This is a genomic window from Halogranum roseipondis (genome assembly GCF_059695585.1).
Genome location: NZ_JBUEED010000008.1, coordinates 39,544 through 64,751 on the forward strand (window position 1 = coordinate 39,544; position 25,208 = coordinate 64,751).

Sequence of the window (25,208 nt, forward strand, 5' to 3'; positions counted from 1 at the left end):
CTCGGCCGAGAGAGCCAGCATGGTCCGAGTCGAGACAGCCGACCGCGTCCACACGCTCACGTTCGACCGACCCGAGACGAAGAACGCCTTCTCGCCGACGGCGGCGAGAGAGCTCGTCGAGGGGCTCGAAGCGGCAGCCGACGCCGACGCCCGCGCCGTGGTGCTGACGGGGGACGGCGACGCGTTCAGCGCCGGTGGCGACATCCAGTCGATGGCCGAGCGAGAGGAGACACCGCACGAGTCCTACGAGCGCGTCCGGTCGACGCTCAACACGGTCGTCGAGACGATGCTGACGGCCCCGTTCCCCGTGATCGCGAAGGTGAACGGCGACGCCGTCGGCGCGGGGACGAACGTCGTCGCGGCGTGCGACTTCGTCTACGCGGACACGGAGGCACGGTTCGGCGAGGTGTTCGCCAACGTCGGGCTGATCCCCGACTCGGGTGGGACCGTCGTCCTCCCCGCGCTCGTCGGTCTCCGGACGGCCAAGGAGCTGACGATGACCGGACGTCTCTTCGACGCCGAGGAAGCGGCGGAGATGGATCTGATCAACCGAGCCGTCCCCGGGGACGAACTCGACGACGCCGTCGACGACCTGCTGGAGACGCTCGACACGAAGCCGACCGAGACGCTCGCGCTGACGAAACGGGGGCTCCACGAGAACATCGGTCGGCCGTTCCGCGACGCGCTCGACAGAGAGGCGCAGCTCCAAGTGCTCGCGTACGGGAGCGACGCCCACGAGACCGGTGTGAACGCGTTTCTGAACGGAGAGCGACCGCAGTTCCGGTAATTACCGTCGAGTCAACCTTTTTCACAGTTCGGAGACGTTGTGTCGGTATGCGGTACGATGGCCCGACACAGCTGTATATCGACGGCGAATGGACCGACGCGACAGACGGTAGCACGATAGAGACACTCGACCCGGCGACCGAAGAGACGTACGCGACGGTCGCCTGCGCCACGGCAGAGGACGCAAGCCGTGCGGTCGCGGCAGCCGACGCGGCCGCCGAGCGCGGCTCCGAGTGGCGAACCACGGCACCCAGCGACCGGGGCGAGCTCCTGCACGCGATGGCCGACGAGATCGAGGCGATGGCCGACGAGATCACGCTCGTCGAGTCGCACGACAACGGGAAGACGCCGTTCGAGGCCGGCCTCGACGTCGACATGGTCGTCGACACGTTCCGCTACTACGCCGGGTGGGCGGACAAACTGACCGGCGAGACGATTCCGGTCCCCGGCGACCGACTCGACTACACCCTTCGAGAGCCGCTGGGCGTCACCGCCCACATCGCACCGTGGAACTACCCCTTCCAACTCGCTGGACGGAGTCTCGCACCGGCGCTGGCCTGCGGCAACACGGCCGTTCTGAAGCCCTCGAACACGACGCCGCTGTCGGCGCTCTACTACGCGAAGGCAGCCGAAGCCGCCGGTCTTCCGGACGGCGTCCTCAACGTCGTCCCCGGAACTGGCTCCGAGGTGGGGAGCGCACTCGTCGACGACCCCGCCGTCGACCACGTCGCGTTCACCGGGAGCACGGGCGTCGGCAAACACATCATGTCGCAGGCGGCCGACAACGTGACCGGCGTCACGCTCGAACTCGGTGGGAAGGGTCCGAACGTCGTCTTCCCGGACGCCGATCTCGAGGCCGCGTCGAAAGGCGTCCACTACGGTATCTTCATGAACTGCGGGCAGATGTGCTGGGCGGGGTCGCGTCTCCTCGTCCACGAGGACGTCCACGACGAGGTGGTCGAGAGCGTCGTCCAGCGCGCGGAGGCGACGCCGCTCGGGAGCGGCATCGACGACGACGGACGGATGGGGCCCGCGGTCAGCGAGTCGCACCGCGACGACGTCCTCGAGTACATCCAACTCGGCGTCGACGAGGGCGCCACGGTGGCGACCGGCGGCGGCGTCCCAGAGGACACCGACCAGGGGTACTTTATCGAACCGACGGTGTTCACGGACGTGACGAACGACATGCAGATCGCACGTGAGGAGATCTTCGGACCGGTGCTCTCGGTTATCGAGTTCTCGGAGTTCGACGAGGCGCTCGAGCTCGCCAACGACTCCCCGTTCGGACTCAGCGCCGGCGTCTGGACGAACGACATCAACAAGGCACACGCGGCCGCGTCGCGACTCGACTACGGGATGATAAGCGTCAACGAGTACCCCCAGACGTTCCCACAGACGCCGTTCGGCGGGTACAAAGAGAGCGGCCTCGGACGCGAACAGGGGACCGAAGCGATCAAGGAGTACACGCAGGCGAAGAACGTCAACGTCAACCTCGGTCTGGACGCGCAGTAGCGACGTTGGCCGGCGCAGCAACGCGACGAACCGATCTCGACTCTTACCCTTTCTCTTCGTGACGACGACGCTCGGTCGCGGCGCCCCGTCTCGTCACCGAACGCGAACGCCCCCGGCGAGGAGTGCTACGTGGTTCGTGTGTCCGCAGACGTATACGGCAGTCGAAAACGGCTGCGTCGTCATTCGGGAGTGCACTCTTTGTGGGAGACGATCGGAACGACGTCTCCCATCGTTCCGAGTCGCTCGCCGAGAGCGACAAAGAATGGTAACGGATGGGTGGGACAGACAGTGACAGTTCGTGTGAGTGCTGCAACGGGCGGGCAGACGAGGGGGTGCTCACGTCCCTCGTGCCGGCCGCCGCGTGGATGCCTATGACTGAAGCCACTCGATCACGAGGCCGATTACCCACGGCCAGTTTGGCATATCCACCAACGATAGTTAATAATTATCCTTCGTGTGAAAGTTGCATGCGTCGGTGAACGGTGGGAACACGCGTTCCGTTCACTTTACCGACGCGTCGAGTACCAGGACGGGCGCGCGTCGCATCACCCCCGTCGTCGCTCGTCAAGGAGTTCGTCGCTGCTGAAGATGATCAGCCAGCTGGCATCCTCGACGACCCGCTCCGATCGTATTCAGTCTGTGTTTTCGGCCGTAGTCACGTTGCCCACTACTGCGGGGACGACAACCCCCGACGAACCGACCGTGAGACGCGTCGCCACCGTCTGACCCGGCGATCAATGGCGGTTTGCCCTCGACGACCCGTGTCGTCTCGCCCTCACACGTCGAGTGGACCCCAGAGCGAACTGGGACGATCCGGATTCGGCGTTCACACCCTCGCTACATATCGAAACGACGTTCGGGCCGTCAAGGATCAGCAGCTCACCGCCTGCGACGCGCGAGCGCCGCTCGTCTATCTGCCGCGTCGTCGATAGTACGGTCGACGCGCAGTACACAGCCGACGGGCGTCGTTCGTCTCGTCTCCACCGACTGTTCGACGACACCACTCAACTGAGTCGAGTTCGACTAGTTAGAGCAGACGAAGTTTCCGTTACAAGTCTAGAATAGTAACGAAACGACTCGGTGATCGCAGGCTGAAACGCGCTCTGGTGGCGACGGCAGTACCAGTTCGACGGTGTTGTGACCGCTGTCGATGGGCGTTTACAACATCGTTTACAGCGTCGTGAGGAGGGCTCGACGTTCTGAGCACGCTCGGCCTCGAGTCGGACGAGCGTCTGTGACCTCGAATCGAGGGGATGAGAGACGACGCTACGGGCGGTCGGAGATCAGCGGAGTCAGGGACGACGAAGACGGCCGTGTCGTTCGTGGAACGACGACCGAAGAGAGTGCGACGGGAGAGACGGCGTAGTCGGTCGATCGCAGTCCGTCCAAACTCGGATTCAGATTGCCCAGGTCAGGGAGACTGGGGGCGGAGTTCCGTCCGCCGTATCTTCCCCGTTTCGGTCCGCGGAAGCGTCTCTACGAACTCGACCTCGCGCGGGTACTTGTAGGGTGCGAGCGTGTTCTTCACGTGCGTCTGGAACGCTTCGACGAGCGACTCGCTCGGTTCGTACTCGTCGTTAAGGACTATGTACGCCTTCACGATCTCGCCGCGTTGCTCGTCGGGTGCGCCGACCACGGCGACCTCACGGACGGCGTCGCGGTCTTCGAGTACCATCTCGACTTCGGGACCGGGGATGTTGTAGCCGCTGGAGATGATGAGGTCGTCCTGTCGCGACTGGTACTCGAAGCGACCGTCCTCGCGCTGGACGAAGATGTCTCCGGGGTAGCTCCACCCGTCTTCGACGACCTCTCGTTGCTTCCCGGGGCGGTCCCAATACGTGATTCCGGTCGGGCCACGGACAGCGAGGAGCCCCGACTGCCCCCGTTCGAGCGTCGCTCCCGTCTCCGGATCGACGATCTTCGCCTCGTACCCGGGGACGGGGAACCCCGTCGCTCCGAGTTCGATATCGTCGGAGTGACGGTGACTGATGAAGATGTGGAGCATCTCGGTCGTTCCGATGCCGTCGAGGATGTCGATACCGTACGCGTCGTTGATTCGCTCGAACGTGTGCGGCGTCAACGGCTCTCCCGCACTCAACCCGAGTCGGAGCGAGCTGACGTCGTACTGCTCGGGGCTGTCGGGGAACTTCGACAGGAGTTGGTTGTACGCCGTCGGAACGGAACAGAAGACGGTGATTCCGTGGTTCTCGATCGTCTCGAGCAGTTTCTCGGGCGTCGCGTCCTGGACGAGGCTCGTCGTCGCTCCGAACCGGAGCGGATGCGTCACGAGGTCGCCGAAGCCGTACGCGAAGGGGAGTGGCGGGTTCCCGCCGAACACGTCGTCTTCGGACGTGTCGATACAGTGTCGTGCGTACGTGTCGGCGGTCGCCAGGATCTCCTGGTGACTGTGGACGACGCCTTTCGGACGGCCGGTCGTCCCGCTCGTGTACAACATCAGTCCGACGTCGGTCCGCTCGGTCTCGTAGGCGTCCAGTTCGTCGCTCGCCTCGGCGAGCAGGTCGTGATAGCTTCGACGGTCGTGGTCGATCCCGACGTCGTCGACGACGACGATCTCCTCGAGGCGGTCGGCGTTCTCGGCCGCTTCCTCGAGTTCGTCGAGGAGGTCGTCGTAGACGACGGCGAACCTGATACCTGCGTCTTCGATAATCTCGGTGAGTTCCTTCGCCCGGAGCAGTTTCATCGACGGCTGTGGGATGGCACCGATCTTCTGTGCCGCGAGGCAGGTGACGATAGCCTCCGGACGGTTAGGGAAGCGAACTAACACCCTGTCGCCGGGTTCGACGCCGAGCGAACGTAGTGCGTTGCCCAGACTGTTCACCTTCTCTAAGAGTTCTTCGTACGTGATCTCTCGCTCCCGGAATCGGATAGCGACGTTGTCTCCGCGGCCCTCTTCCACGTGACGGTCGACGAGTTCCTCCGCCACGTTGACGTACTCGGGATAGTTCACTTCGGGAAGAGCGTAAACCGGGTCGGGAGCGTGTTCCCCGTCGGGAAGGTGCTCCTCTGGGAGATTCTCTTGCATGACTCGAATTATAAAACAGGTACGTTTCATTTGAGCGTTTCGGTATGGTACACCTATTCACGATTCGTGATAAGATACCGCACGCAGACAGTCGGCGTCGTCGAGCGAAACCAGTCTTTTATGCCGGGAGAACGCGATCAGTGTGATACCGTCACAATGGCCACGCACACCGTGACCCGCGAACCCCAGAGCTTCCGTCGGGTTCTCTCGTCGATGTGTACCGACCCCCATCCGCTCGCTCGGCAGGCGGCAAGTCGCTTCCTGGCGACGAACCCGGGAGACCCGACCACCTACCGTACCGTCGCTCGGTTGGAGAGCGAGGTCGTCGAACGGCTCGGTGAGCTCGCAGGACGGCCCGACGTCGAGGGCTACGTCGCCTCCGGTGGGACTGAGGCCAACATCCAGGCCGTTCGCGCCGCGCGCGACGTCCACGACGTCGACGACCCAAACGTCGTCGTCCCGGAACACGCCCACTTCAGTTTCCACAAGGCTGCGGACGTGTTGGACGTCGAACTCCGGACTGTGCCGCTCACCGAGCGTCTCGTCGCGGACGTCGACGCGGTCGAAGCGGCGACAGACCGAGAGACGGTGCTCGTCGCCGGGGTCGCCGGGTCGACCGAGTACGGGCGCGTCGACCCGATTCCGGCACTCGCCGATCTCGCAGCGGCGGTCGACGCCTTCACGCACGTCGACGCCGCTTGGGGCGGGTTCTATCTCCCGTTCACGGAGTACGACTGGGACTTCGCCGACGCGGCCGTCGACACGATGACCATCGATCCCCACAAACTCGGGCAGGCGGCCGTCCCTGCGGGTGGGTTCCTCGCCCGGGGCCGGGAGATCATGGACACGCTGGCCGTCGAGACGCCGTATCTCGAATCGACGTCGCAGGCGACGCTCACGGGAACGCGGTCGGGTGCCGGCGTCGCGAGTGCCGCGGCGGTCCTCGGAGAGCTCTGGCCGGACGGCTACCGCGAGCAGTTCGAGACCTCGATGGCGGACGCAGCGTGGCTGGCCGAGGCGCTGTCGACTCGCGGGTTCGACGTCGTCGAACCGACGTTGCCGCTCGTGGCTGCGAGCGTTCCCGAGCGACTGTTCGAGCGGCTCCGCGACCGAGGGTGGCGTCTCTCTCGGACGGCGAACGGCGAGTTGCGGATCGTCTGTATGCCTCACGTGACTCGCGACACGTTGGTGTCGTTCGTCGAGACGATCGATCAGTTGCGGTGAGCGTCCCCGGAGAGAAGTTGTGAGCGTCCTCGGGAGGGACCGATCGATTCGGACGGACTGGCGATGGCCGGTTGCGGTTCGAGCGAGCTTTGTCGGAACATCACGCTTGATTGGGAACGAGAGAGGAGTACGACCGTAGACGGGACAGGGTCGCCTCTGACATGCACGCAGGTAGCTCATCGAACCTGTTCGCTCCTCTCCCCCGTCTACGGACGGCGCTGGAGAGCGCTTGCGAGCGACGAACCGTCGTTGGCTGCCGAGAACGAGAGGCAGCTACTCCCGTCGTTTGAAGATCGTCGTCGCCTGCCAGGAGACGACCTCCTCGTCGTGTTGGTTGTAGCCGGTCACTTCGTTGTCGACGTAGCCGCGGTCGTCTCGACTCTCGGAGACTCGCTTGTCGGCGATCGTGTAGTACGCGGTGATCGTGTCACCTGGCCGAACCGGGTGCGGCCACCGCAACTCCTCAAGTCCGAACGCACTCAACGCGGCCGTCTCCGAGAGAAACTCGTCGACCAGCAGTCGCATACAGATACTCGACACCTGCCACCCGCTGGCGACGACGTCTCGGTTCTCCGTACTCCGAGTCGACTCACCGACGTGCTGTGGTCGTGGGTCGTACTGCTCGGCGAACGAGACCAACTCGTCTCTGGTCACGCGGTGACTGCCGAGTCCGTGGACGTTCCCCACTTCGAGGTCCTCGTAGTACAACATAGGTAGTCGTCTGTGGTAACTCGTCTCGGTGGACAAAAGTGCTCGTGTCCGACCGAGAGAGGAGCGGTCGACGGGGTTACTGTCGGCACGTGTGAGAGAGAACCATACTGAAGAACCGGGAAGGACTTATGTGGTATCGTGTAATTGTTTACGCGTATGGAATACAACGTTCTCCCGCAGCCATCAAGGTGGTGGCGATGACGGCCGAGTACGTCACGTCCGAGGAACACCTTCCGGACGATCTCTCGGGAGAGATCACGATCCAAGTCACCGACTCGAAGACGAAAGAGATCTTCACCACTCGAGCGCGGATCGACCGGAGTCCGGAGAGTCTAGAGTCGCCCGACCCGTTGACGATCGTTCGAGGACCACACGAGAACGTCGAAGAACAGTGGTACATCGAGATTATCGAAACCGACGTGACGCTCACCGACGTCGACACGGAGGTCTTACGCGACTGTATCCACCGGAGTCAAGACGAGTCGAACGTCGTCAACGCGCGTTCGGATGAACTCCGTGCGCTACTGTTGTACTTGGTCGAGACTGGCCGGTACCAGTCGGTGTCGGAGGCAGTTCGGTCGATACTCGGCGAGCATCTCTCCGACGAGTACTCCGAGCTCGTCGACACCTACGTCGACGTCCGGACGGAACTCGAGCGTGAGGAGTTGGCCACCCGGCTGGGAGGTGAAGAGTAGATGACCGTCGAGAGCTTTCGCGACTATCTCCAACTCCTCGAGTCGCGAGACGAACTGAACCGTATCTCACGGGAGGTCTCGTGGAACCTGCAGGCCAGCGCACTCACGATGATGGCCGACAAGACGGACGACAGGATTCCGGTCTTCGAGACCATCACGAACCCCGGCGAGACAGAGGCGAGACTGGTCGGCGACCCTTACCGTGGGACTCGACGACGACCGTGGGACAGGGTCGCGGCGGCACTCGGACTCCCGGACGGACTGTCCGGAGACGAGTACTACGAGACGATCATCGACCGACTCAAGTCGCCGATTCCGCCGACGGTCGTCGACGAGGAGGACGCGGCCTGTAAGGAGGTAGTACGGACCGGCGGAGACGTCGATCTGTTCGAGTTCCCCTGGCCGTACATCCACGCGGGCGACGGCGGACGGTACTCGAACCTGCACACGATGATCACGACCGACCCCGACTCCGAGTGGGTCGACTGGTCGTACCACCGGGCGATGATCCACTCGGGGACGAAGGCGAGCGTCCTGTTTCTCGCCGGCGAGCAGACGCCGAACCTCTACTACTACAAGTACGAGCGACGCGACGAACCGATGCCGGTCGCCATCGCCATCGGGACGGAGCCGGCGGTGTACTTCTCGTCGGTGATGTGGATCCCCACCGGGCGAGACGAAGCGGATTACGCGGGCGGACTCAAGGGGGAGTCGGTCGAGCTCGTCCAGTGTGAGACGAACGACCTCCACGTCCCGGCGAGCGCGGAGGTCGTCATCGAGGGGACGGTGCTGCCCGAGCGGCGACTCGACGAGGGGCCGTTCGGCGACTACTTCGGCTACATGCACGGACCGAGACGGTCGATGCCCGTGTTCAAAGTCGACGCGATCACGCACCGCAGCGAACCTTACATCCCCTTCTGCGTCGAAGGGGCCGGGACGGGTCACGACCTCAACTCGAGCAGCACGATGGAGTTGGCCTGCGTCGGCCCGGACGCGACGCTCGGCCTCCGAACCGCCGGGTTCAACGTCGAACGGTGCGCGCCGTGGCGGTTCACGCCGCGGACGGTGTACACCGTCGCGACCGACCGATCCGAGCAGGGGTATCTGCACAACCTCGCGAACTTCATCTTCACGACGTGGGGGATGCTCCACGTCGACTTCTTCGTGTTCGTCGACAGCGACATCGACCCGCTGGACCAGCGAGCGGTGCTCGAAGCGATCGCACTCAACGCCGACCCGAACGAGGACTTCTACCAGTTCGGCGTCGAGACGATGCCGAAGGTACCGCTCAACATCTACCAAACCCCGGAGGAGAAGGGCGACGCCGAGACCGGCACCTCGAAGACCAAGACGGCGAAGGCGTACATCGACGCGACGAGCGACGAAGAGCGCGCTCCGGCCTCCCCGTATCTCGGCGACGAGGAACTGAGACGGGAGGCGCGGGAGACGCTCTCGCGAGCGGGGCTGTCGCTGGCGTCGCCGACGGAGGGTGACCGATGACCTCCCTCCGCGACCACGTCGCGGCGCTCGACGAGGCCGAGGCGTTGCTCACGGTCGAGGAGGCGGTCCACTGGACGACCGACCTCCCCGCGATAGCGGCGGAAGCGGCCCGAGAGAACGGTCCGGCGCTCCGCTTCGAGAACGCTGCCAAGCGGACGCGAGTGGTGAGCGGCGTGTACGGCGGCCCGGATCAGATGCAGCCACGCGCGACCAAGCCGTGGTCGCGGTCGGCGTCGGCGCTCGGCGTCGACGACGAGTACACGACTCTCGTACAGCATGTCTCGCAGGCGGACGCGTCGACGTCGTCGCTTCGCGAGAGAGAGCTCGACGCGGAACCGCGAGACGACGACCTGTTCGCGCTCGGACTCCCCGGTCTCGGCGGTTCGCACACGCCGACGGTCACACTTGGCCTACTCGCGGTCTCGACCGACGGCGAGCCGACGTGGGCGCCGGTGCGAGCCGAAGTGACGCGGGGTGACCGTCTCGAAGCCGTCGTCCCCGAGGAACTCGCACGGGCGCTGTCGACCGGGAGTTCGGTGACGATCGCACTCGGCGTACCGGTGGCGGGTCTCGTCGCCGCGACGCTCCGGTGGACCGGCGACACTGGCTTCTCGAACCCGATCGCGATCGCGAACGCGCTCGACGAGTTCCCGCTCGCGACGACGGAGGGTGGGTTGGTCCCGTCGAGCAGCGAGATCGTCTTCGAGGGAGAAGTCACCGGCGCCGACGTCGAAGGCGGAGACGGTCCCGTGGAGAGTTGGGAGCACGCGACCTCGACGGCGACGATAGCCGTCCGGCTGTCGTCGGTCGCCACCCGCGAGGACCCGATCGTCCCGTTCTCGCCGCTCGGCGCACCGCTCGCCGACGACGTGCATCTCCTGAGTCTCGTCGAATCGGCCCGCCTGCTCCGGCGCGTCAACCACTACTGGGGCGTCGAACCGGTGAAGTGGGTCTCGCTCCCCGTGGAGACGAAGTTGGGCGTCTGTCTCATCTCCAGCGAGATTCTCTACGCCGGATTCGAGTGGCAGCTCGCGAACACGCTGTTCTCATTTTCCCGACTGTTCGACAAGGTGATCGTCCTCGACGAAGACGCACCGCCCGCGAACCTCGCACGAGCGTTCGACGACATCTGGGTGAAGGCACACCCGTCGCACGACTGGCAGTTCAGCGACCCCTCCGCGCCGGCGGCGACGGCGACGCACTACCGTCACGATGGCGAGACCGGCTCGCGTCTGTACATCGACGCGACGTGGGACCCGCGGTGGAACGACGAGTACATCGCACCGCGGGTCGGCTTCGAGACGTCGTTCCCCGAGGACGTTCGCGAGTTCGTCACCGAACAGTGGAGCGAGATGGGGTTCTCGAACTCCCCCGAGTGACACTCCTTCGAGCGGCGACCGTCGGCGGCCGACCCGGCACCGACGTTCGAGATGGGTGACGCATCGGAAGAGTTTATGAGCCCCGGCGTGTGTTGTTCTCACATGGCGCTCATAGAGAACTCCCTCTCCGAGGAGAACCGGGAGGTCCGTGACCAGGCTGCCGCGTTCGTCACCGAGATCGTCGAACCCCGAGCCGAAGAGATCGAATCGTCCAACGAGTTCCCGCGAGACGTGATGGAGGCGGCCGCGGAGTACGACCTGCTCGGCATCCTCCTCCCCGAGGAGTACGGCGGTCTCGACTCCGACTTCGTCTCCTACTGTCTCGCAGTCGAGCAGATCGCACAGGCGAGCGGCGCGGTCGCAGAGAGCATCCAGGGGCACACGTTCGCCGCGCTTCCCGTCGCACGGTTCGGTACAGAGTCGCAGTGCGAGCAGTACCTCGAACCCATGGTCGCCGGCGAACGGATCGGGTCGATGCTCCTCACGGAACCGGGAGCGGGGAGTTCGCCGACCGAACTGGAGACGCGCGCCGAACACCGAGACGGCGAGTACGTTCTCTCGGGCGAGAAGTCGTTCGGGACGAACGCAGGGGTCGCAGACGTCCATCTGGTCGTCGCTCGCGTCGACCCGGCACCGGAGGACTCCCACGGCGTAAGCGTCCTACTGGTGCCGAGTGCGGAGGACGTCGACGGGTTCGAGTTCGAGCGACGGGACTTCATGGGGATGCGCGGCCACGTCACCGGCGACTCGACGATGGACGGCGTCGTCGTCGGGGAGGACGCGCTGCTCGGCGAGGTAGGGCGAGGATTCCGTATCGCGATGGGAACCATCGACATGGCCCGGACGGGGCTGGCCGCCATCGGAACGGGGATCGCGCAGGCGGCGTTCGACCGTGCCGTCGACTACGCCGGGCAACGGGAACAGGGTGGCCAGGCCGTCGGGAACTATCAGGCCGTCCAGATACTCGTCGCGGAGATGGACGCGAAACTCGACGGTGCCCGCCATCTGACGTTCGACTCGGCGGCGTCGATTGCGGCCGCCGAGGGTGACACCCGAGGGTCCAGCAAGGCGAAGTTCGTCGCGAGCCACACCGCCGAGTTCGTCACGCGGAACGCGATGCAGGTCCACGGGGGCAAAGGGTACCAGACGGACCTGCCGCTCGAACGGTACTACCGAGACGCGAAGATCCTGAGTATCATCGGTGGCACCTCGGAGATTCAGAAGACCACCGTCGCCCGCGAAGCGCTCGGCCTCTGAGACGCGCGGCGACCGAATCCATTCCACCACACGCTCGTTCTCTCCACGGTTCCCGGTCGTGCGACAGCTACACGACGGAGCCGACGCCGACACGCAGAGTCACGACTGGTCGGAGAGGAAACCGACACCGCTGTCGCTGACGGGACTTGCAGCTGAAAAAGTGGTTAGACGGTCGCGTCTGTGCGTCTTCGGTGGTGGCTCAGTCGTCGGCGGTGACGTCTTCGACTTCCTTGTCGCCGAGTTCGGCCGCGATGAAGTCGGGTTCGCGCTTCTCAAGGAACGCGGAGATCCCTTCCTTCGCACCGTCCGTCTCGAAGAGCTGGTTCTGGAGTTCGCGCTCGTGGGCGAGTGCGTCCCAGAGCGGGAGCTCCATCCCCTCGTTGACGGCGAGTTTGTCGAAGCCGACCGCGCGGTTCGGGAGTTCGGCCACCTGGTGGGCGAACTCGAGGGCCTTCTCTTCGAGCTCCTCCGGCGGGTGGATCTCGTCGAACAGGCCGACGTCGAGCGCCTCTTGCGGGTTGAGCGTCTCGCCGGTCACCATCATCTTCAGCGCTTTCGAGCGGCCGATGTAGCGCGGGAGCAGCTGCGTACCGGCCTCGCCGGGGATGAGTCCGAGCTCGACCTCCGGGACGCCGACGTTGTACGAGTCGTCGTCGCCGATGTAGCGGAAGTCACAGGCGAGGGCGAACTCGAGACCGCCGCCCATACAGTGGCCGTCCACTGCGGCGATGAACAGCGTGTCCGTCGTCCGCATCTTCATGATCGTCTCTTTGCTCGTCTGGCTGGCTTTCCCGATGTGACGACCGGGCTCGTCCTGCAGCGCCTGGATGTCGTATCCCGAGGAGAAGAACTTCTCGTTCCCACTCGCGAGCACGACCACACGAACCTCCTCGTCGAAGCGGATGCTCTCCACTGCCGACTGGAGCTCGATGATCATGTCGAGGTCGTGTGCGTTTGCCGGCGGGCGGTCGATCCGGAGGATGCCCACGTGGCCGTCCATCTCGGTCGTAAAGTTCTCTAGCTCGAGGTCGCTAAACGCGTCCATTACATCCATGTCATCACGACCCACCCACATATAGGTTTCCATAGAGTAAGAATCATGTTGGACATCCCCCAACGGAGAGTGTGCCTCGAGACTACGACAAGATCGCACTCACCGACCAGAAGCGAGCAGAACTCCTCGAAGAAGTGCCGATCGCGCGCTTTGCGACCGTCGACGCCGACGGCCTCCCGCACGTGGTTCCAGTCCAGTTCGCCGAGGTGGACGGGATGATCTGCTTCGAGACAGACGACGATTCGATCAAGACGCGGAACGTCAGAGCGACCGAGAAGGCTTCGGCGGTCGTCGACGCCGGCGGACACGAGTACATCCAACACCGGGGGATCATGTGGCGTGGCGACGCACGCGTCGTCGAGGACAGAGAGACCGAGAAAGCGATCGAGCGGGCGCTCTTCGGGACGGTGAAGTCGATAGACGGAGCGGATGGACACGATCGAGTGAAGATCGCGTTGGAGCCACGGACCGAGGTCACGTGGGACTTCAGACGGCTCGCACCGTAGCTCAGCGACCGGTGTCGGGCCGGTCGCCGTCGTACTTGAGCCGCTCGAACATCGTGTGACAGCCGTTGCAGTAGTACTGACTCTTTGAAATCTCCGACCCGAACGCCGACTCCTGCTCGACGTCTCGTGACCCACAGTAGGGACACGTCGGGACGAACTGCTCCGCGTCCGACTCGTCGTTCATGACGCTCATTCCGCCGCGAACTGCTTGTTTTTGACGCCGACGAGCGAGTCGACGACCGACTGGCTGATCGCGTTGGTACTGACCCGTCTGCGCCTGCTATCCCACTCGTCGACCGTCGGCCCGTCGGTGTCGACGCCGTCGAGCGAGACGTCAGTTCCCGCGAGCAGCGTCTCGTAGTGGCTGAAGAGTGCGGAACGGAGTTCCGCTGCCGAGCGGTCGGTGAAGCCAGCCTGCACGAGTGGGTCCGCGTCGGCGTCGTATCCCGCGGGGCCGACGAACGTCAGCGCCTGCGGCAGTACCACTTCGAGCGCCGCCTGTAGTTCGTCGGGACTCTCGTCGGCGAGCGTCTCCAGTCGAGCGTCCTGATACTCGAGGTGGAAGAACTCGTCTTCGCCGATCTTCTCGCCCAACCCGCGGAAGTCCTCGGAGGTGATCGAGTCGAGCATGTACCAGGTCGCTCTGTCGACGGCGGAGACGGTCGCGACGTACTCGACCCACGTGTCGGGCGCGTCGTCGAGCGGTTCCGCGTTACAGAACTCGTCGGGGTCGCGGTTCCCCGCCAACCACTCGGAGTCGCGCCCCTGCTGCTCGAGGAGACGGAACAGTTGGCGGACGTGGCCGACCTCGTCCTGGGCGGCGCTCGCGCCACCGATGTCGTCTTCGAGCGTCGGGCCGCCGAGCATCCACTCGGCGTACCGGTGGGACAGTACCAACTTCGTGTCGGCGATGGCCTGGACGTAGTTGACCGCCTCGGTCGGCCACTCGCTCATGCGTCCACCTCCGGCGACGGTGCCGCGTGTTCGCCCGTCACTTCGACGATGTGCTCTCGTTGCACGACGATCATGTGGTCCCAGCTCTCCTCGTCGAACGTGGTCCGCGCGTACGACTTCGCCAGCGTGTCGCTATCCGCCTCGACGCGGCCCACGTGGATCGTCTCGTCGCCCGCGTTGAGTCGGGCAAAGACTTCGTACTTCATAGGCTGATACCTGCCTCGCGCATCTTCTCGCGTACCTCGGGGGTGAGCATGTCTTTCGTCCAGACCGGGTCCCAGACGACGTCGACCGTCACGGAGTCGACGCCCGCTACCGGACGGAGGATGCTCCTGATGTCCGACTTGATGAACTCGTAGGCGGGACAGCCCATACACGGGAACGTCATCTCGACGGTGACGTCGCCGTCGTCGACCTCGACGTCGTAGATCATCGCCATCTCCACGAGGCTGACGGGGATGTGGGGGTCGGGGATCTCGTCGATGAGGTCCCACAGTTCGCGCTCGAACGTCGTCGTCTCCTCGTCGGGTCCGAGTTCGACTGTACTGTTCTCGTGGGACGCCGCGTTCACGCTCATGCTTTGACCTCCAGCTTCCCGGATTGGAGCATGTTCACGTACTTCTCGTTCGCCGGGCCACGCGAGCGCCAGCGGTCGATGACGTCGGACCAGGAGATGGGCTGGTCGTACAGCCACTCCTTGTTGTCCTCGTCGAACGCGATCGGCATGTCGTACTCGAGGACGTACTCTCCCTGCTCCTCGTCGTAGTGGGCCGGGACGTCCAGGCCGAGTTCGTTACAGAGCGGGACGGTGCTGTCCATCCAGTCCTGTCGGAGTTCGTCGTTCGACTTCCCTTTGATGCGGTACTCCAACTGGTCGTCGTGCTTCTTCTGGTCGTCCGGGAGGCCGAACCACTCGACGCCGATGGGGAACATCCAGTCGACCGCCTCCTGCACCTTCTGTTTCGTCTTGTCGTTCTTCCGGGCGAGCCGACGCATCCACGTCTCGCCGTGACGCAGGTGGAACTGCTCTTCCTTGCTCACCTTCGTCAGTGCACGCTTCCAGGGTGCGTACGAGGTGTTCTCGTGGATGTCTCCCAGGAGGACGATCCCGGCTCGGTCGAACATCCCGTGTGCGGAGACCAGCTCGGCGAAGTTGTCGAGATGCTGGTCGAACCCGTACGTGTTCCGCCACTCGTGGGGTTCTCGCTCGTAGATCAGCTCCTCGCGGCTGACACCGAGGTCCTCCAGCAGCCGGTAGGCGATGTGTCCGTGACCGAGTTCGTCCTGAATCACGCTCACGCACGACGTCCGAGCGTCCAGACTGGGCGCGTTGAGCGACTGTTCGTAGTACGCGGGGGCACTCATGAGTTCGGTGTCGCCCGACACCTTGAGGATCGTCTTCAGCGCCTCTAGATAGCCGTCGGTCATCTCGTCGGTCGATTCGATCATCCGTCCGTTCTGCAGCTCTTTCTTGAACTGCTGCTCGCTGACCATAGTGGTTGCCTCAGCTAAACATGAGGAGCCATCGTTAATAACTCTTTCTAGTGTTATAACAGTGTCAAAACCGAGTCGAGCGTGCGAGAGACCGATGCTTCGAGAGACGAAACGGGAGCCCACGCCGATGCGGGACAACGTCGCCACTTGCGGGACAACGTCGCAACGTATGCTCGTGTGCACGCGAATCCGCGTCGCCGAAGGCCGATCGACAGTTCGGGTCGCAGACAGTGACCCCTCCACTGTCTCCGTGGCAGCGAACGGGTGGCCGTCTGGGCTCCGCTCGGAAGCGACTGGGCTGGACCGAGGGTCCGCTACGACGGAGACGACGTCGAGGCGGTACGGCGTCTCGGCCGTCCCGACGTCGTCGTCGACGGGATCCGTCGCGGGACGGCCGAGAACTGTCCGATCTTCGAGAGGGACAACATATTTACCGTAGGTTGCCGACCATCCGGTATGGAATTCACTGTCAGACAAGCCAGTCCCAGCGACGGAGACGAGCTACTGGAGCTGTGGCACGGGTTCACGGCCCACCTCTCGGAGTACGACGAGCGGTACCGCCACAAAGAGAGTGCGAACGATCGGTGGCTCTCGTACTTCGAGAGCCAACTCGTCGATTCGAAGTACGGCACCGTGTTCGTGGCCGAACACGAGGGCGAGCTCGTCGGGATCGCCGAAGCGCGAGTGATGGGAAACCACCCGATCTTCCGCCTCGAGAACCACGGCTACATCAACGGTCACTACGTCGCCGAATCCCACCGAGGACACGGAATCGGCGAAGCGCTCGTCGACGCTGCAGCAGAGTGGTTCGCGAGTCCGCCACGCGACGTCGACTTCTTCCGGATCAACACGCTCGAAGGTGACGACGCCGCAGAGGAGATCTACGAAGCACTCGGGCTCCGTCCGGTCGAACATGTCTACGAAAAGCGCCTCGAGTAACATGATCGAAACGTACGAAGTCGAGTTCGTCGACGAGGGAATCACCCTCGAGGTTCCGGCCAACAAGCCGTTGCTCGAAGCAGCAGAGGAGGCTGGCCTCGACCTCAACTACCAGTGTCGGATGGGAGTGTGCGGCGTCTGCTCGGGGATGATTCTCGAGGGTGAGGTCGACCAGACGGAGGGGATGTTCCTCTCGGACAGCGAACGAGGGGAAGGATACGTACTGACGTGTATCGCCAAACCCCGCTCCGATCTGAAGATCGAGACTAACACCGGTCCGTAGCTGAGCCTGATCCACCCCTCTCCTTCTGCGTCCATCCCGAACCGATGAGTGGCGACGACGTGGGTTGCCGTCCACGACTGGCGTTTACGTTTGGTGTATACAAAACCGCCCGTAAGAGATTACAAACCTATGTCTGTAACGCAGGCGCCACGCCGGCCCCCGTCTGGAGTGAGAACTGAATCGAGAAACGGCAGACGTGGCCTGTCTGCCGACGGTAGTGGTGGTTGCACCCTCATGGTCTCGCTCGCGGATCGCGGTCGGAAGTGGTTGAGAGCGAAACGGTCGGATAACCGTAAACGCGTCTGTATACGTCGTTCGTTAACAATAGAGAGAGGGTCGATCGCAGAAACGAGGAGGCGGTCGAATCGACGACTACCGGCCGGTCGTCGGGAAAGAAGTGACTCTGTAGGAGGGCGTCGACTCACAGACGGAGACGTCCGATCAGGCGACTTGCCGTTCGCGCTCTCTGAGTTCGGTCCGCCGGATCTTTCCGGTCTCCGTTCGCGGGAGCGTCTCCACGAACTCGACCTCTCGTGGGTATTTGTACGGCGCGAGGGTGTTCTTCACGAGGTTCTGGAGCTCGTCGACCAGCGCGTCGCCCGTCTCGGCGGCGGGCGTCCCGACGACGAACGCTTTGACGATCTGACCGCGCTCTTCGTCCGGGACGCCGACGACGGCCACCTCGGCGACCGACTCGTGTCCCTCCAGCACCGTCTCGACCTCGGGGCCGGGGATGTTGTAGCCGCTGGAGATGATGAGGTCGTCACGGCGTGATTTGTACTCGAAGCGACCGTCCTCGCGCTGGACGAAGATGTCGCCCGGGAGCGACCAGCCGTCGAGGACGACCTCTTCCTGCTTGTCCGGGCGGTTCCAGTAGGTCATCCCGGTCGGTCCGCGGACGGCGAGGAGACCCGGCGTGCCGCGGGGAACCTCTTCCTGGGTGTCCGGGTCGACGATCTTCGCCTCGTAGCCGGGCACCGGGAACCCGGTCGCACTCGGGTCGATCTGACCGTCGTGTCGGTGGCTGACGAAGATGTGGAGCATCTCCGTCGTCCCGATACCGTCGAGTAGCGGGATACCGTACTCCTCTTCGAACTCGTCGAACGTCGTCGGCGTGAGCGGTTCACCCGCGCTCATCCCCACTCGGAGCGACGAGACGTCGTACTGGTCGGGACCGTCGGGATGCTTCGCGAGGATCTGATTGTACCCCGTGGGAATCGAACAGAAGACGGTGATGCCGTGGGAGTCGACGGCCTCGAGCAGCGACTCGGGCGTCGCATCCTCGACGAGAGCCGTGCTCGCTCCGAACCGGAGCGGGAACGTGACCAGACCGCCGTAACCGTACGCAAAGGGGAGCGGTGGGTTTCCGCCGAAGACGTCGTCCTCGGTCGGTTCGAGACAGTATCGCGCGTAGCTGTCGGCGGTCGCGAGCAGTTGGCGGTGCGTGTGGAACGTCCCCTTCGGACGGCCGGTCGTCCCGCTCGTGTACAGCATCAACGCGAGGTCGTCCCGCTCCGTCCCGTGTGGTTCGAGCTCCGGAGAGGCTGCTTCGAGGAGCTCGTCGAAGTCGCGGTGGTCGTGGTCGCGATCGGTCCCGTCCCGGTCGACGACGATCACCTCTTCGAGCGTCTCCAGATCGTCGAGCGCGGCGTCGAGTTCGTCGAACAGTTTGTCGTAGACGATGGCGGCCGTCGCCTCGGCGTCGTTGATGATGTACGTCAGCTCCTTCGCTCGGAGCAGTTTCATCGACGGGAGCGCGACGCCGCCGATCTTCTGTACCGCCAGACACGAGACGATGGCTTCGGGCCGGTTCGAGAACCGGACGAGTACGCGGTCGCCCGACTCGACACCCAGTTCGCGAAGCGCGTTGCCGAGCCGGTTCACCCGCTCCTCCAACTCGGCGTACGTCAGTTCCGTCTCTTCGAACTTGATGGCGACGTTCTCGCCACGACCTTCGGCGACGTGGCTGTCGACGAGCTCTGCGGCGACGTTGATCTGGTTTGGGTAGTGTAGCTCGGGGAGTGGATGAACGAAATCCGGAGTGGTATCCTGGTCGGGGAGGTACCCCTGTGGGATATTCTCTTGCATATCCGGCTAGACCATACCGGTTTACCATGAAATAACTTGCGGTGAAAACAGCGAGCGGACAGCGAAAGCGAGAACGACGAGAAGGGGGCCGCGACCAACCTACCCTCGAACCTTCTCGACGTAGTCGCGGAGGACCGACGGGACGTTCGTGATCGCCGCGTGCGGGTCCCGTTTGAGCGACTTGATCGCACCGGCGATACCGGTCGGCGCGAAGATGACCACGAGCGCGTAGATGGAGCCGAGGATGATCTCCCAGTTGCCGACGCTGGAGAGGACGTCCTCCAGAAAGATGACCGTGGCCGCACCGACCATCGGCCCCCAGAGCGTGCCCATCCCGCCGAGCAGCGTCATGACGATGAGCTCCCCGCTCGTCATCCAGTGGAGTATCTCGGGGTGAGCGGTGCTCTGGAAGGGGACGAACAGCCCGCCTGCGAGACCGGCGAATCCGCCGCTGATGGCGAACGCGGCGATTTTGTAGCGACGGACGTCGTAGCCGACGAACGCCATCCGTTCTTCGTTCTCACGGACGCCTTCGAGTGCCCGCCCGAACGGGGAGTTGGCGAGACGGAGGATCGCGACGAACGAGAGCGCGACGACGACGAGCGCTAGATAGTAATACGTCATCAGCGAGTCGACGGTGAACGCCGCGAGTTCGTACGACGGGATGCCGACGAGTCCGTCGTCGCCGGCGGTCACCTCGCTCACGCCGAACACGGTCGCGAGGATGTCGTTGAACGCCGTCGTGTAGAGTAGCTGGGCGAACGCGAGCGTCAGCATCGCGAAGTAGATACCCTTCGCACGGACGCTCAGCCACCCGATCAACGCCGCGACGACGACGCCGGTCACCACGGCGAGCGGGAGGACGATCAGCGCGTTCTGGGTCACGTGTTCGAGGAGGAGCGCGACTGTGTACCCGCCGGCTCCGAACATCGCCGCGTGCCCGAACGAGAGCAACCCGGCGTAACCGAAGACGAAATCGAGGCTGAGCGCGAAGAGCGCGAAGATGAGCGCCGTCGTCATGAGGTTCATCCAGAACGGCTGGATCATCTGTGCGACCGGTGCGAAGAGCGCGAGGACGACACCCACGACGACGAGCGCGACCCGGCCGGTGCGGCCGACGATCTTGACCTCCTCGCTTTCCACCGCGGAGTGCCGGTCGACGACGTCTTTCGTCGCCATCAGGCACCCTCCGGTTGGCCGTAGAGACCGGTCGGTTTGACCAGAAGCACCACCGCCATCAGGACGAAGACGAGCGTGTCCGTCAGCGACGGGGCGAACAACGGTCCGTACGCGTTGAGCAGTCCGACGACAAGGGCACCCGCGACCGCACCCCGGAAGCTCCCGAGACCGCCGATGACGACGATGGCGAATGCTTGGATGATGATCCCGACACCCATCGAGGGGTCTACCGCACGGGCGGCTCCGAGCAGGACGCCGGCGAGTCCCGCGAGCGCCGACCCGAGGACGAACACCGCGGTGAAGACCCTCGCGACGTCGATGCCGAGTGCGTCGACCATCTCGGAGTCGTGGGCGCTGGCCCGCATGAGCACGCCGAAGTTCGAACGAGTGATCGCGACCCACAATGCGAACACGACGAGCGTACTCGTGACGAGCAGGAACACGCGGTAGGTGGGGTAGGTGAGGAAGCCGAGGTCGAGTGCCCCGCTCAGGAGCTCCGGCGTCTGGATGTTTCGGACCTGCCCGCCCCACACCTCGGTCACCAACCCCTGGACGACGATGGCGAGTCCGAAGGTGAGGAGGATGTGGTACAGTGGGTTGCGCCCGTAGAGCGGGCGAATCGTGAAGACCTCGACGAGCGCGCCGACGAGAGCGACGGCGACGGGAGCGACGAGTAACGCGAGCCAGAAGCTCCCGAGTTCGGTCGCCACCGCGAACCCGAGGTACGCGCCGAGCATGTACAGCGATCCGTGTGCGAAGTTGATGACGTCCATCATCCCGAAGATGAGAGTCAGTCCGACGGTGATGAGCATGAGCGTCATCCCCATCTCGACCCCGAGGAGCGTCGCCTTCGCGAATGCGTCGAGTCCGATCATCTCAGAGGCTGCAACCCCACGTCGGTCCTTCGACGCCTTCGATCGTCTCGACGACCTCGTTCGTGACGCCGTCGTCGCCCTCGACCACCTGCCGTACGTCGAGGTCGTGGATGGGGTCGTGCGTCTGCTGGTTGAACGTGAAGCTCCCCCGCGGGCTGTCAATGCTGGCCCCCGAGAGCGAACCCACGAGCGAGTCGACGTCGGTGCCCTCGGCCTCCGTCACGGATTTCTCGGCGGCCAGCGCGGAGTCGTACCCCTGACAGGCGTACACGTTCGGTGCCGTGTCGTGAGTTCCGCGGTACGCTTTCACGAACGCCGTGTTCCGTTCGGTCTGCTTCGTCGGCGTGTAGTGCAGGAGCGAGTACATGCCCAGTGCGTCCGTACCCTGTGCGCTGAGGGTGTCCGCAGACAGGAGGAAGCCGCTGCCCGTCTGGGTCATCTTCTCTCGGAGCCCGAACTCGGAGAACTGTTTGACGTAGTTGACGGCGTCACCGCCGGCGAAGAACGAGTAGACGGCGTCGGCGCCGCTGTTGTCGATCTTCTGCAGGAACGACGAGTAATCGGACGTCCCGAGCGGTGCACCCACCTCGCCGACGACGGTGCCGCCGGCCTCCTCGAACGCCTCCTTGAAGAACGTCTTCGACTGCTGGCCGAACGCGTAGTCGGCGTACGCGAGGAACACGTTGTCCGCGACGTTGTCGTTCACGTACTGGGCGAGCGGTGCGCTCGTCTGCCAGGAGTTGAACCCGGTCCTGAAGTGGTACTTGCTGCACCCCTCCGAGACGAGTTTGTAGTTCCCCGAGTTGGCGTTCAGCCAGACCGCAGTCCCCTGTTTCTCGACCTCGGGGAGCATCGCCGCGGCGACGGCGCTGGAGACGGGGCCAACGAGGAAGTCGACCTGCTCTTTCTGCATGAACTCCCGCGTGATGGAGACGCCAGTCCCGGTGTCCGCGCTCGTGTCCTTCTGGACGTACTCGACCTCGGAGCCGCCAATCTCGCCGTCGAGTTGGTCGACTCGCAGTTTGAACCCGTTTCTGATGCTCTCTCCCAAGAGCGAGTATGTCCCCGAGAACGGGAGTACGAACCCCACCTTCACCGTCTCCAAACCGGACCCGGGACCACCACCGGTGCAACCGGCGAGAGAGACCGAGGCGGCCGAACCGACACCGGCGACGAACTGTCGCCGGGAGATCGGAGCGGTCCGTCGGTCGGCCGTTGCACTTGACTCACTGGCTGGTATACTTTCGCGAACCATAGTCTCTCATTCAGACAACCCTACTTATAAATTGTGATGTTTCAGCCCCCAGTTGGGTTAATTAAACAGCTCACGAAGAGGCTTCGGGAAAAGGATATATGTATGGGAACGTCAAACAAGGCCCATGGTTGAGCCGCTCCTCGAGCTCGATAGCGTCGACAAGGACTTCGGGTCCATCAGAGCGATCCACGATCTCTCACTCCGGATCCCGCCAGGGGAGGTGACAGCGGTCATCGGTCCGAACGGGGCCGGAAAGACGACGCTGTTCAATCTCCTCACCGGGAAGTTCGGTCCCTCGGCGGGACGGATCTCCTTCCGCGGAGAACGAATCGACGGTCGTCCACCCCACGAGATCGTCGAGATGGGGTTGGCCCGGTCGTACCAGATCACCAACTTCTTTCCCGAACTGACCGCGCTCGAGAACGTTCGGTTGGCCGCACAGGCGCGCTACTCGGGGTTCGCACCGCGGAACTTCGTCTCACACTACACCGACCTGGACGAACCGCTCGAGATCGCTTACGACGTGCTCCAGCGACTGGAACTCGAGAGCATCGCGAACGAGGTCGCCAGTACGCTGTCGCACGGTCAGCAACGACATCTCGAGATCGGCATCGCGCTCGCGGTCGCTCCCGACGTGCTGCTCATGGACGAACCGACTGCCGGGATGAGTCCCGAGGAGACGGGGGAGACGAAGGAGTTGATCCAGACGTTGGCCGACGACCTCACGCTCGTCGTCGTCGAACACGACATGGAGGTCGTCATGGAGGTCGCCGACAACGTCGCCGTCATAAACCGCGGGTCGCTCCTCGCGACCGGTCCTCCCCAGGAGATCCAGACGAACGAAGCGGTGCAGAAGGCCTACCTCGGTGGTGGAGCACGATGAGTAGGCCGATCCTCGAGGTCGACGGGGTCGACGCGCACTACGGACCGAGCCACGTGCTGTACGACGTCTCACTCGAGGTCGACGAGGGCGACGTCGTCGCACTCGTCGGTCGCAACGGCGCCGGGAAGACGACGACGATTCGGAGTGTGATGGGTCTCACGCCGCCAACATCGGGGTCGGTGCGGTTTCGCGACAGCGAGATACAGGAGCTCACTCCGCACGAAGTCAGACGCAAAGGGGTCTCGTGGGTTCCCGAGGACCGACGCGTCTTTCCGAACCTCACCGTCGAGGAGAACGTCGCACTCGCGGCCAACGTCGAGGAGACGAAGTTCCACGACGACGTCTTCGATCGCTTCCCGCGACTCGACGAACGGCGCGCCCAACTCGCGGGGACGATGAGCGGCGGTGAACAACAAATGCTCGCGATCGCGCGAGCGATGGTCGGGCCGACGCCCGACCTCCTCATGCTCGACGAACCGTCCGAGGGACTCGCTCCCCAGATCGTCGACGACGTGATGGAGACGGTGCGTGAGCTCAACGAAGACGGGACCACCATCCTGCTCGTCGAACAGAACGCCGAGATGGCACTCGAGATCGCGGACTACGCGTACGTCCTGGAGACGGGTCGCGTCGTCCACGAGGCACCGGCGGCCGAGCTCCTGGCGGAGCGTGAAGTCATGGAGTCGTACCTCGGAGTCCACTGATGTTCGGATTGACTGGAAGACACGGACGGAGTCGACGACGGAGGGTGCTCGAATGACCGTGGAGACGGAACGGTATCACGAACGGGTCGTCAGACACGTCGAATCGGTCGACGGGACGCACGTCGGGAGAATCGTGATGGAGGGAAGAGACGAGGTAGCCAACTCGTTCACGCCGTCGATGGTCGACGCGCTGACGGAGGCGCTCGAGGAGACGGTCGACGATGTACAGTCGGTCGTGGTGACCGGGGAGGGGGAGTTCTCCGTCGGTGCCGACCTCCGCGGGTTCAAAGAGACCCCACACGAGGTGCGACCGTCGCTGATCGACCAGACGGCGGCGGCGTCGAACCGGTTCATCCGGGCGCTCCGAACCGCCGACACGCCGGTCGTCGCCGCCGTCTGGGGAGCGGCCGCGGGTGGCGGACTCGGGTTCGCGCTCGCCTGCGACCTCGTCGTCATGCACGAGGAGGCGATACTGGACACGGCGTACGCCCGAATCGGTCTCACGCCGGACAACGCGACGCCGTTCTTCCTGACGCAGACGGTCGGCCCGTACCGAGCGAGAGAACTCCTGTTCGCACCGCGTTCGATCGAGGCGACCGAGGCGAAGGAGCTCGGCCTCGCGAACGTCGTGTACGAGGGGTCCGTGGCAGAGTTCCAGACGCGAGCGACGGAGTACGCGGCGACGATGACCGCTCCGCCACGGAGCGTCCAGGCGGAGACGAAGACGCTCGTCGACACGGCACTGTTCGGTGACCTGGACAGACATCTCGAACGCGAGCGGGACACGATAAAGCGTATCAGCGACTCCGAGTCGTTCGAGGAGGGACTGACCGCGTTCTTCGAGAAACGGTCACCCGACTGGGAGTGAACGCGGGACGAGCGCCTCA

General features: G+C 64.1%; 25 protein-coding genes. 13 read left to right on the top strand and 12 right to left on the bottom strand.

Features of this window, described 5'->3' with window-relative positions:
• Nucleotides 1-19 precede the first annotated feature (19 nt).
• On the top strand, nucleotides 20-787 hold the full coding sequence (locus EOHIBHHM_RS24075; RefSeq protein ID WP_497259354.1) for an enoyl-CoA hydratase/isomerase family protein: 768 nt from the start codon (nucleotides 20-22) through the stop codon (nucleotides 785-787).
• A 47-nt stretch (nucleotides 788-834) separates the two neighbouring features.
• On the top strand, nucleotides 835-2,298 hold the full coding sequence (locus EOHIBHHM_RS24080) for an aldehyde dehydrogenase family protein (protein WP_497259356.1): 1,464 nt from the start codon (nucleotides 835-837) through the stop codon (nucleotides 2,296-2,298).
• A gap of 1,411 nt (nucleotides 2,299-3,709) precedes the next feature.
• On the opposite strand, the gene EOHIBHHM_RS24085 is transcribed toward EOHIBHHM_RS24080, so the two are convergent.
• Entirely contained in the window at nucleotides 3,710-5,341 is a 1,632-nt protein-coding gene (locus tag EOHIBHHM_RS24085; protein WP_497259358.1) for an acetate--CoA ligase, read from the bottom strand.
• A 171-nt stretch (nucleotides 5,342-5,512) separates the two neighbouring features.
• On the opposite strand from EOHIBHHM_RS24085, the gene mfnA reads away from it, so the two are divergent.
• A complete protein-coding gene (gene mfnA / locus EOHIBHHM_RS24090; protein ID WP_497259787.1) occupies nucleotides 5,513-6,565 on the top strand; it encodes a tyrosine decarboxylase MfnA in 1,053 nt (350 codons plus the stop codon).
• Nucleotides 6,566-6,838: 273 nt separating this feature from the next.
• Here the strand turns inward: mfnA and EOHIBHHM_RS24095 are convergent, their stop codons facing one another.
• Entirely contained in the window at nucleotides 6,839-7,276 is a 438-nt protein-coding gene (locus EOHIBHHM_RS24095) for a MaoC/PaaZ C-terminal domain-containing protein (RefSeq protein ID WP_497259360.1), read from the bottom strand.
• 197 nt (nucleotides 7,277-7,473) lie between these two features.
• Here EOHIBHHM_RS24095 and EOHIBHHM_RS24100 point away from each other — a divergent pair, with 197 nt between their 5' ends.
• From EOHIBHHM_RS24100 to EOHIBHHM_RS24115, 4 genes are all read left to right on the top strand, one after another.
• Nucleotides 7,474-7,971, top strand: a complete 498-nt coding sequence (locus EOHIBHHM_RS24100; protein WP_497259362.1) for a hypothetical protein — start codon at nucleotides 7,474-7,476, stop codon at nucleotides 7,969-7,971.
• Nucleotides 7,972-9,471: a UbiD family decarboxylase gene (locus tag EOHIBHHM_RS24105; protein ID WP_497259364.1), complete on the top strand. Its 1,500-nt coding sequence runs from the start codon at nucleotides 7,972-7,974 to the stop codon at nucleotides 9,469-9,471.
• On the top strand, nucleotides 9,468-10,850 hold the full coding sequence (locus EOHIBHHM_RS24110; protein WP_497259366.1) for a UbiD family decarboxylase: 1,383 nt from the start codon (nucleotides 9,468-9,470) through the stop codon (nucleotides 10,848-10,850). The genes EOHIBHHM_RS24105 and EOHIBHHM_RS24110 overlap by 4 nt, the downstream gene beginning before the upstream one ends.
• Before the next feature lie 102 nt (nucleotides 10,851-10,952).
• The gene (locus tag EOHIBHHM_RS24115; RefSeq protein ID WP_497259368.1) at nucleotides 10,953-12,107 is read left to right on the top strand and encodes an acyl-CoA dehydrogenase family protein; all 1,155 of its coding nucleotides are present in this window, start codon (nucleotides 10,953-10,955) and stop codon (nucleotides 12,105-12,107) included.
• A 199-nt stretch (nucleotides 12,108-12,306) separates the two neighbouring features.
• Here the strand turns inward: EOHIBHHM_RS24115 and EOHIBHHM_RS24120 are convergent, their stop codons facing one another.
• Nucleotides 12,307-13,152, bottom strand: coding sequence for an enoyl-CoA hydratase/isomerase family protein (locus tag EOHIBHHM_RS24120; RefSeq protein ID WP_497259370.1), 846 nt, complete (start codon nucleotides 13,150-13,152; stop codon nucleotides 12,307-12,309).
• Nucleotides 13,153-13,232: 80 nt separating this feature from the next.
• Here EOHIBHHM_RS24120 and EOHIBHHM_RS24125 point away from each other — a divergent pair, with 80 nt between their 5' ends.
• The gene (locus tag EOHIBHHM_RS24125; RefSeq protein ID WP_497259372.1) at nucleotides 13,233-13,667 is read left to right on the top strand and encodes a pyridoxamine 5'-phosphate oxidase family protein; all 435 of its coding nucleotides are present in this window, start codon (nucleotides 13,233-13,235) and stop codon (nucleotides 13,665-13,667) included.
• A 1-nt stretch (nucleotide 13,668) separates the two neighbouring features.
• Here EOHIBHHM_RS24125 and EOHIBHHM_RS24130 read toward each other — a convergent pair whose 3' ends face one another.
• The 5 genes from EOHIBHHM_RS24130 to EOHIBHHM_RS24150 are packed head-to-tail and all read right to left on the bottom strand — an operon-like array spanning nucleotide 13,669 to nucleotide 16,115.
• Complete coding sequence (locus EOHIBHHM_RS24130; RefSeq protein WP_497259374.1) at nucleotides 13,669-13,851, bottom strand: PaaD-like zinc ribbon domain-containing protein; 183 nt, start codon at nucleotides 13,849-13,851, stop codon at nucleotides 13,669-13,671.
• 5 nt (nucleotides 13,852-13,856) lie between these two features.
• Nucleotides 13,857-14,621, bottom strand: a complete 765-nt coding sequence (locus EOHIBHHM_RS24135) for a Phenylacetic acid catabolic protein (protein ID WP_497259376.1) — start codon at nucleotides 14,619-14,621, stop codon at nucleotides 13,857-13,859.
• Complete coding sequence (locus tag EOHIBHHM_RS24140) at nucleotides 14,618-14,827, bottom strand: phenylacetic acid degradation PaaB family protein (protein WP_497259378.1); 210 nt, start codon at nucleotides 14,825-14,827, stop codon at nucleotides 14,618-14,620. Before EOHIBHHM_RS24140 ends, EOHIBHHM_RS24135 begins: the two co-directional genes overlap by 4 nt.
• On the bottom strand, nucleotides 14,824-15,198 hold the full coding sequence (locus EOHIBHHM_RS24145; protein WP_497259380.1) for a metal-sulfur cluster assembly factor: 375 nt from the start codon (nucleotides 15,196-15,198) through the stop codon (nucleotides 14,824-14,826). Before EOHIBHHM_RS24145 ends, EOHIBHHM_RS24140 begins: the two co-directional genes overlap by 4 nt.
• On the bottom strand, nucleotides 15,195-16,115 hold the full coding sequence (locus EOHIBHHM_RS24150; RefSeq protein ID WP_497259382.1) for a Phenylacetic acid catabolic protein: 921 nt from the start codon (nucleotides 16,113-16,115) through the stop codon (nucleotides 15,195-15,197). Before EOHIBHHM_RS24150 ends, EOHIBHHM_RS24145 begins: the two co-directional genes overlap by 4 nt.
• 456 nt (nucleotides 16,116-16,571) lie before the next feature.
• Between EOHIBHHM_RS24150 and EOHIBHHM_RS24155 the strand changes: the two genes are divergently transcribed.
• Together EOHIBHHM_RS24155 and EOHIBHHM_RS24160 are read left to right on the top strand one after the other, a co-directional pair.
• A complete protein-coding gene (locus EOHIBHHM_RS24155; protein ID WP_497259384.1) occupies nucleotides 16,572-17,054 on the top strand; it encodes a GNAT family N-acetyltransferase in 483 nt (160 codons plus the stop codon).
• Between the two features lies 1 nt (nucleotide 17,055).
• Entirely contained in the window at nucleotides 17,056-17,337 is a 282-nt protein-coding gene (locus EOHIBHHM_RS24160) for a 2Fe-2S iron-sulfur cluster-binding protein (protein WP_497259386.1), read from the top strand.
• A 441-nt stretch (nucleotides 17,338-17,778) separates the two neighbouring features.
• Here the strand turns inward: EOHIBHHM_RS24160 and EOHIBHHM_RS24165 are convergent, their stop codons facing one another.
• The 4 genes from EOHIBHHM_RS24165 to EOHIBHHM_RS24180 all read right to left on the bottom strand — a co-directional run bounded on the left by EOHIBHHM_RS24165 (nucleotide 17,779) and on the right by EOHIBHHM_RS24180 (nucleotide 22,734).
• Complete coding sequence (locus tag EOHIBHHM_RS24165) at nucleotides 17,779-19,425, bottom strand: acetate--CoA ligase (protein ID WP_497259388.1); 1,647 nt, start codon at nucleotides 19,423-19,425, stop codon at nucleotides 17,779-17,781.
• Between the two features lie 99 nt (nucleotides 19,426-19,524).
• On the bottom strand, nucleotides 19,525-20,604 hold the full coding sequence (locus tag EOHIBHHM_RS24170) for a branched-chain amino acid ABC transporter permease (protein ID WP_497259390.1): 1,080 nt from the start codon (nucleotides 20,602-20,604) through the stop codon (nucleotides 19,525-19,527).
• Nucleotides 20,604-21,479 (bottom strand): branched-chain amino acid ABC transporter permease, encoded by an 876-nt coding sequence (locus EOHIBHHM_RS24175; RefSeq protein ID WP_497259392.1) that lies wholly within the window; start codon nucleotides 21,477-21,479, stop codon nucleotides 20,604-20,606. The genes EOHIBHHM_RS24170 and EOHIBHHM_RS24175 overlap by 1 nt, the downstream gene beginning before the upstream one ends.
• A gap of 1 nt (nucleotide 21,480) precedes the next feature.
• Complete coding sequence (locus EOHIBHHM_RS24180) at nucleotides 21,481-22,734, bottom strand: ABC transporter substrate-binding protein (RefSeq protein ID WP_497259394.1); 1,254 nt, start codon at nucleotides 22,732-22,734, stop codon at nucleotides 21,481-21,483.
• 124 nt (nucleotides 22,735-22,858) lie between these two features.
• Between EOHIBHHM_RS24180 and EOHIBHHM_RS24185 the strand changes: the two genes are divergently transcribed.
• The 3 genes from EOHIBHHM_RS24185 to EOHIBHHM_RS24195 are packed head-to-tail and all read left to right on the top strand — an operon-like array spanning nucleotide 22,859 to nucleotide 25,189.
• Nucleotides 22,859-23,617 (top strand): ABC transporter ATP-binding protein, encoded by a 759-nt coding sequence (locus tag EOHIBHHM_RS24185; protein WP_497259396.1) that lies wholly within the window; start codon nucleotides 22,859-22,861, stop codon nucleotides 23,615-23,617.
• Nucleotides 23,614-24,321: an ABC transporter ATP-binding protein gene (locus tag EOHIBHHM_RS24190; protein WP_497259398.1), complete on the top strand. Its 708-nt coding sequence runs from the start codon at nucleotides 23,614-23,616 to the stop codon at nucleotides 24,319-24,321. Before EOHIBHHM_RS24185 ends, EOHIBHHM_RS24190 begins: the two co-directional genes overlap by 4 nt.
• 52 nt (nucleotides 24,322-24,373) lie before the next feature.
• Nucleotides 24,374-25,189: an enoyl-CoA hydratase/isomerase family protein gene (locus tag EOHIBHHM_RS24195; protein ID WP_497259400.1), complete on the top strand. Its 816-nt coding sequence runs from the start codon at nucleotides 24,374-24,376 to the stop codon at nucleotides 25,187-25,189.
• The last annotated feature ends 19 nt before the right edge of the window (nucleotides 25,190-25,208 follow it).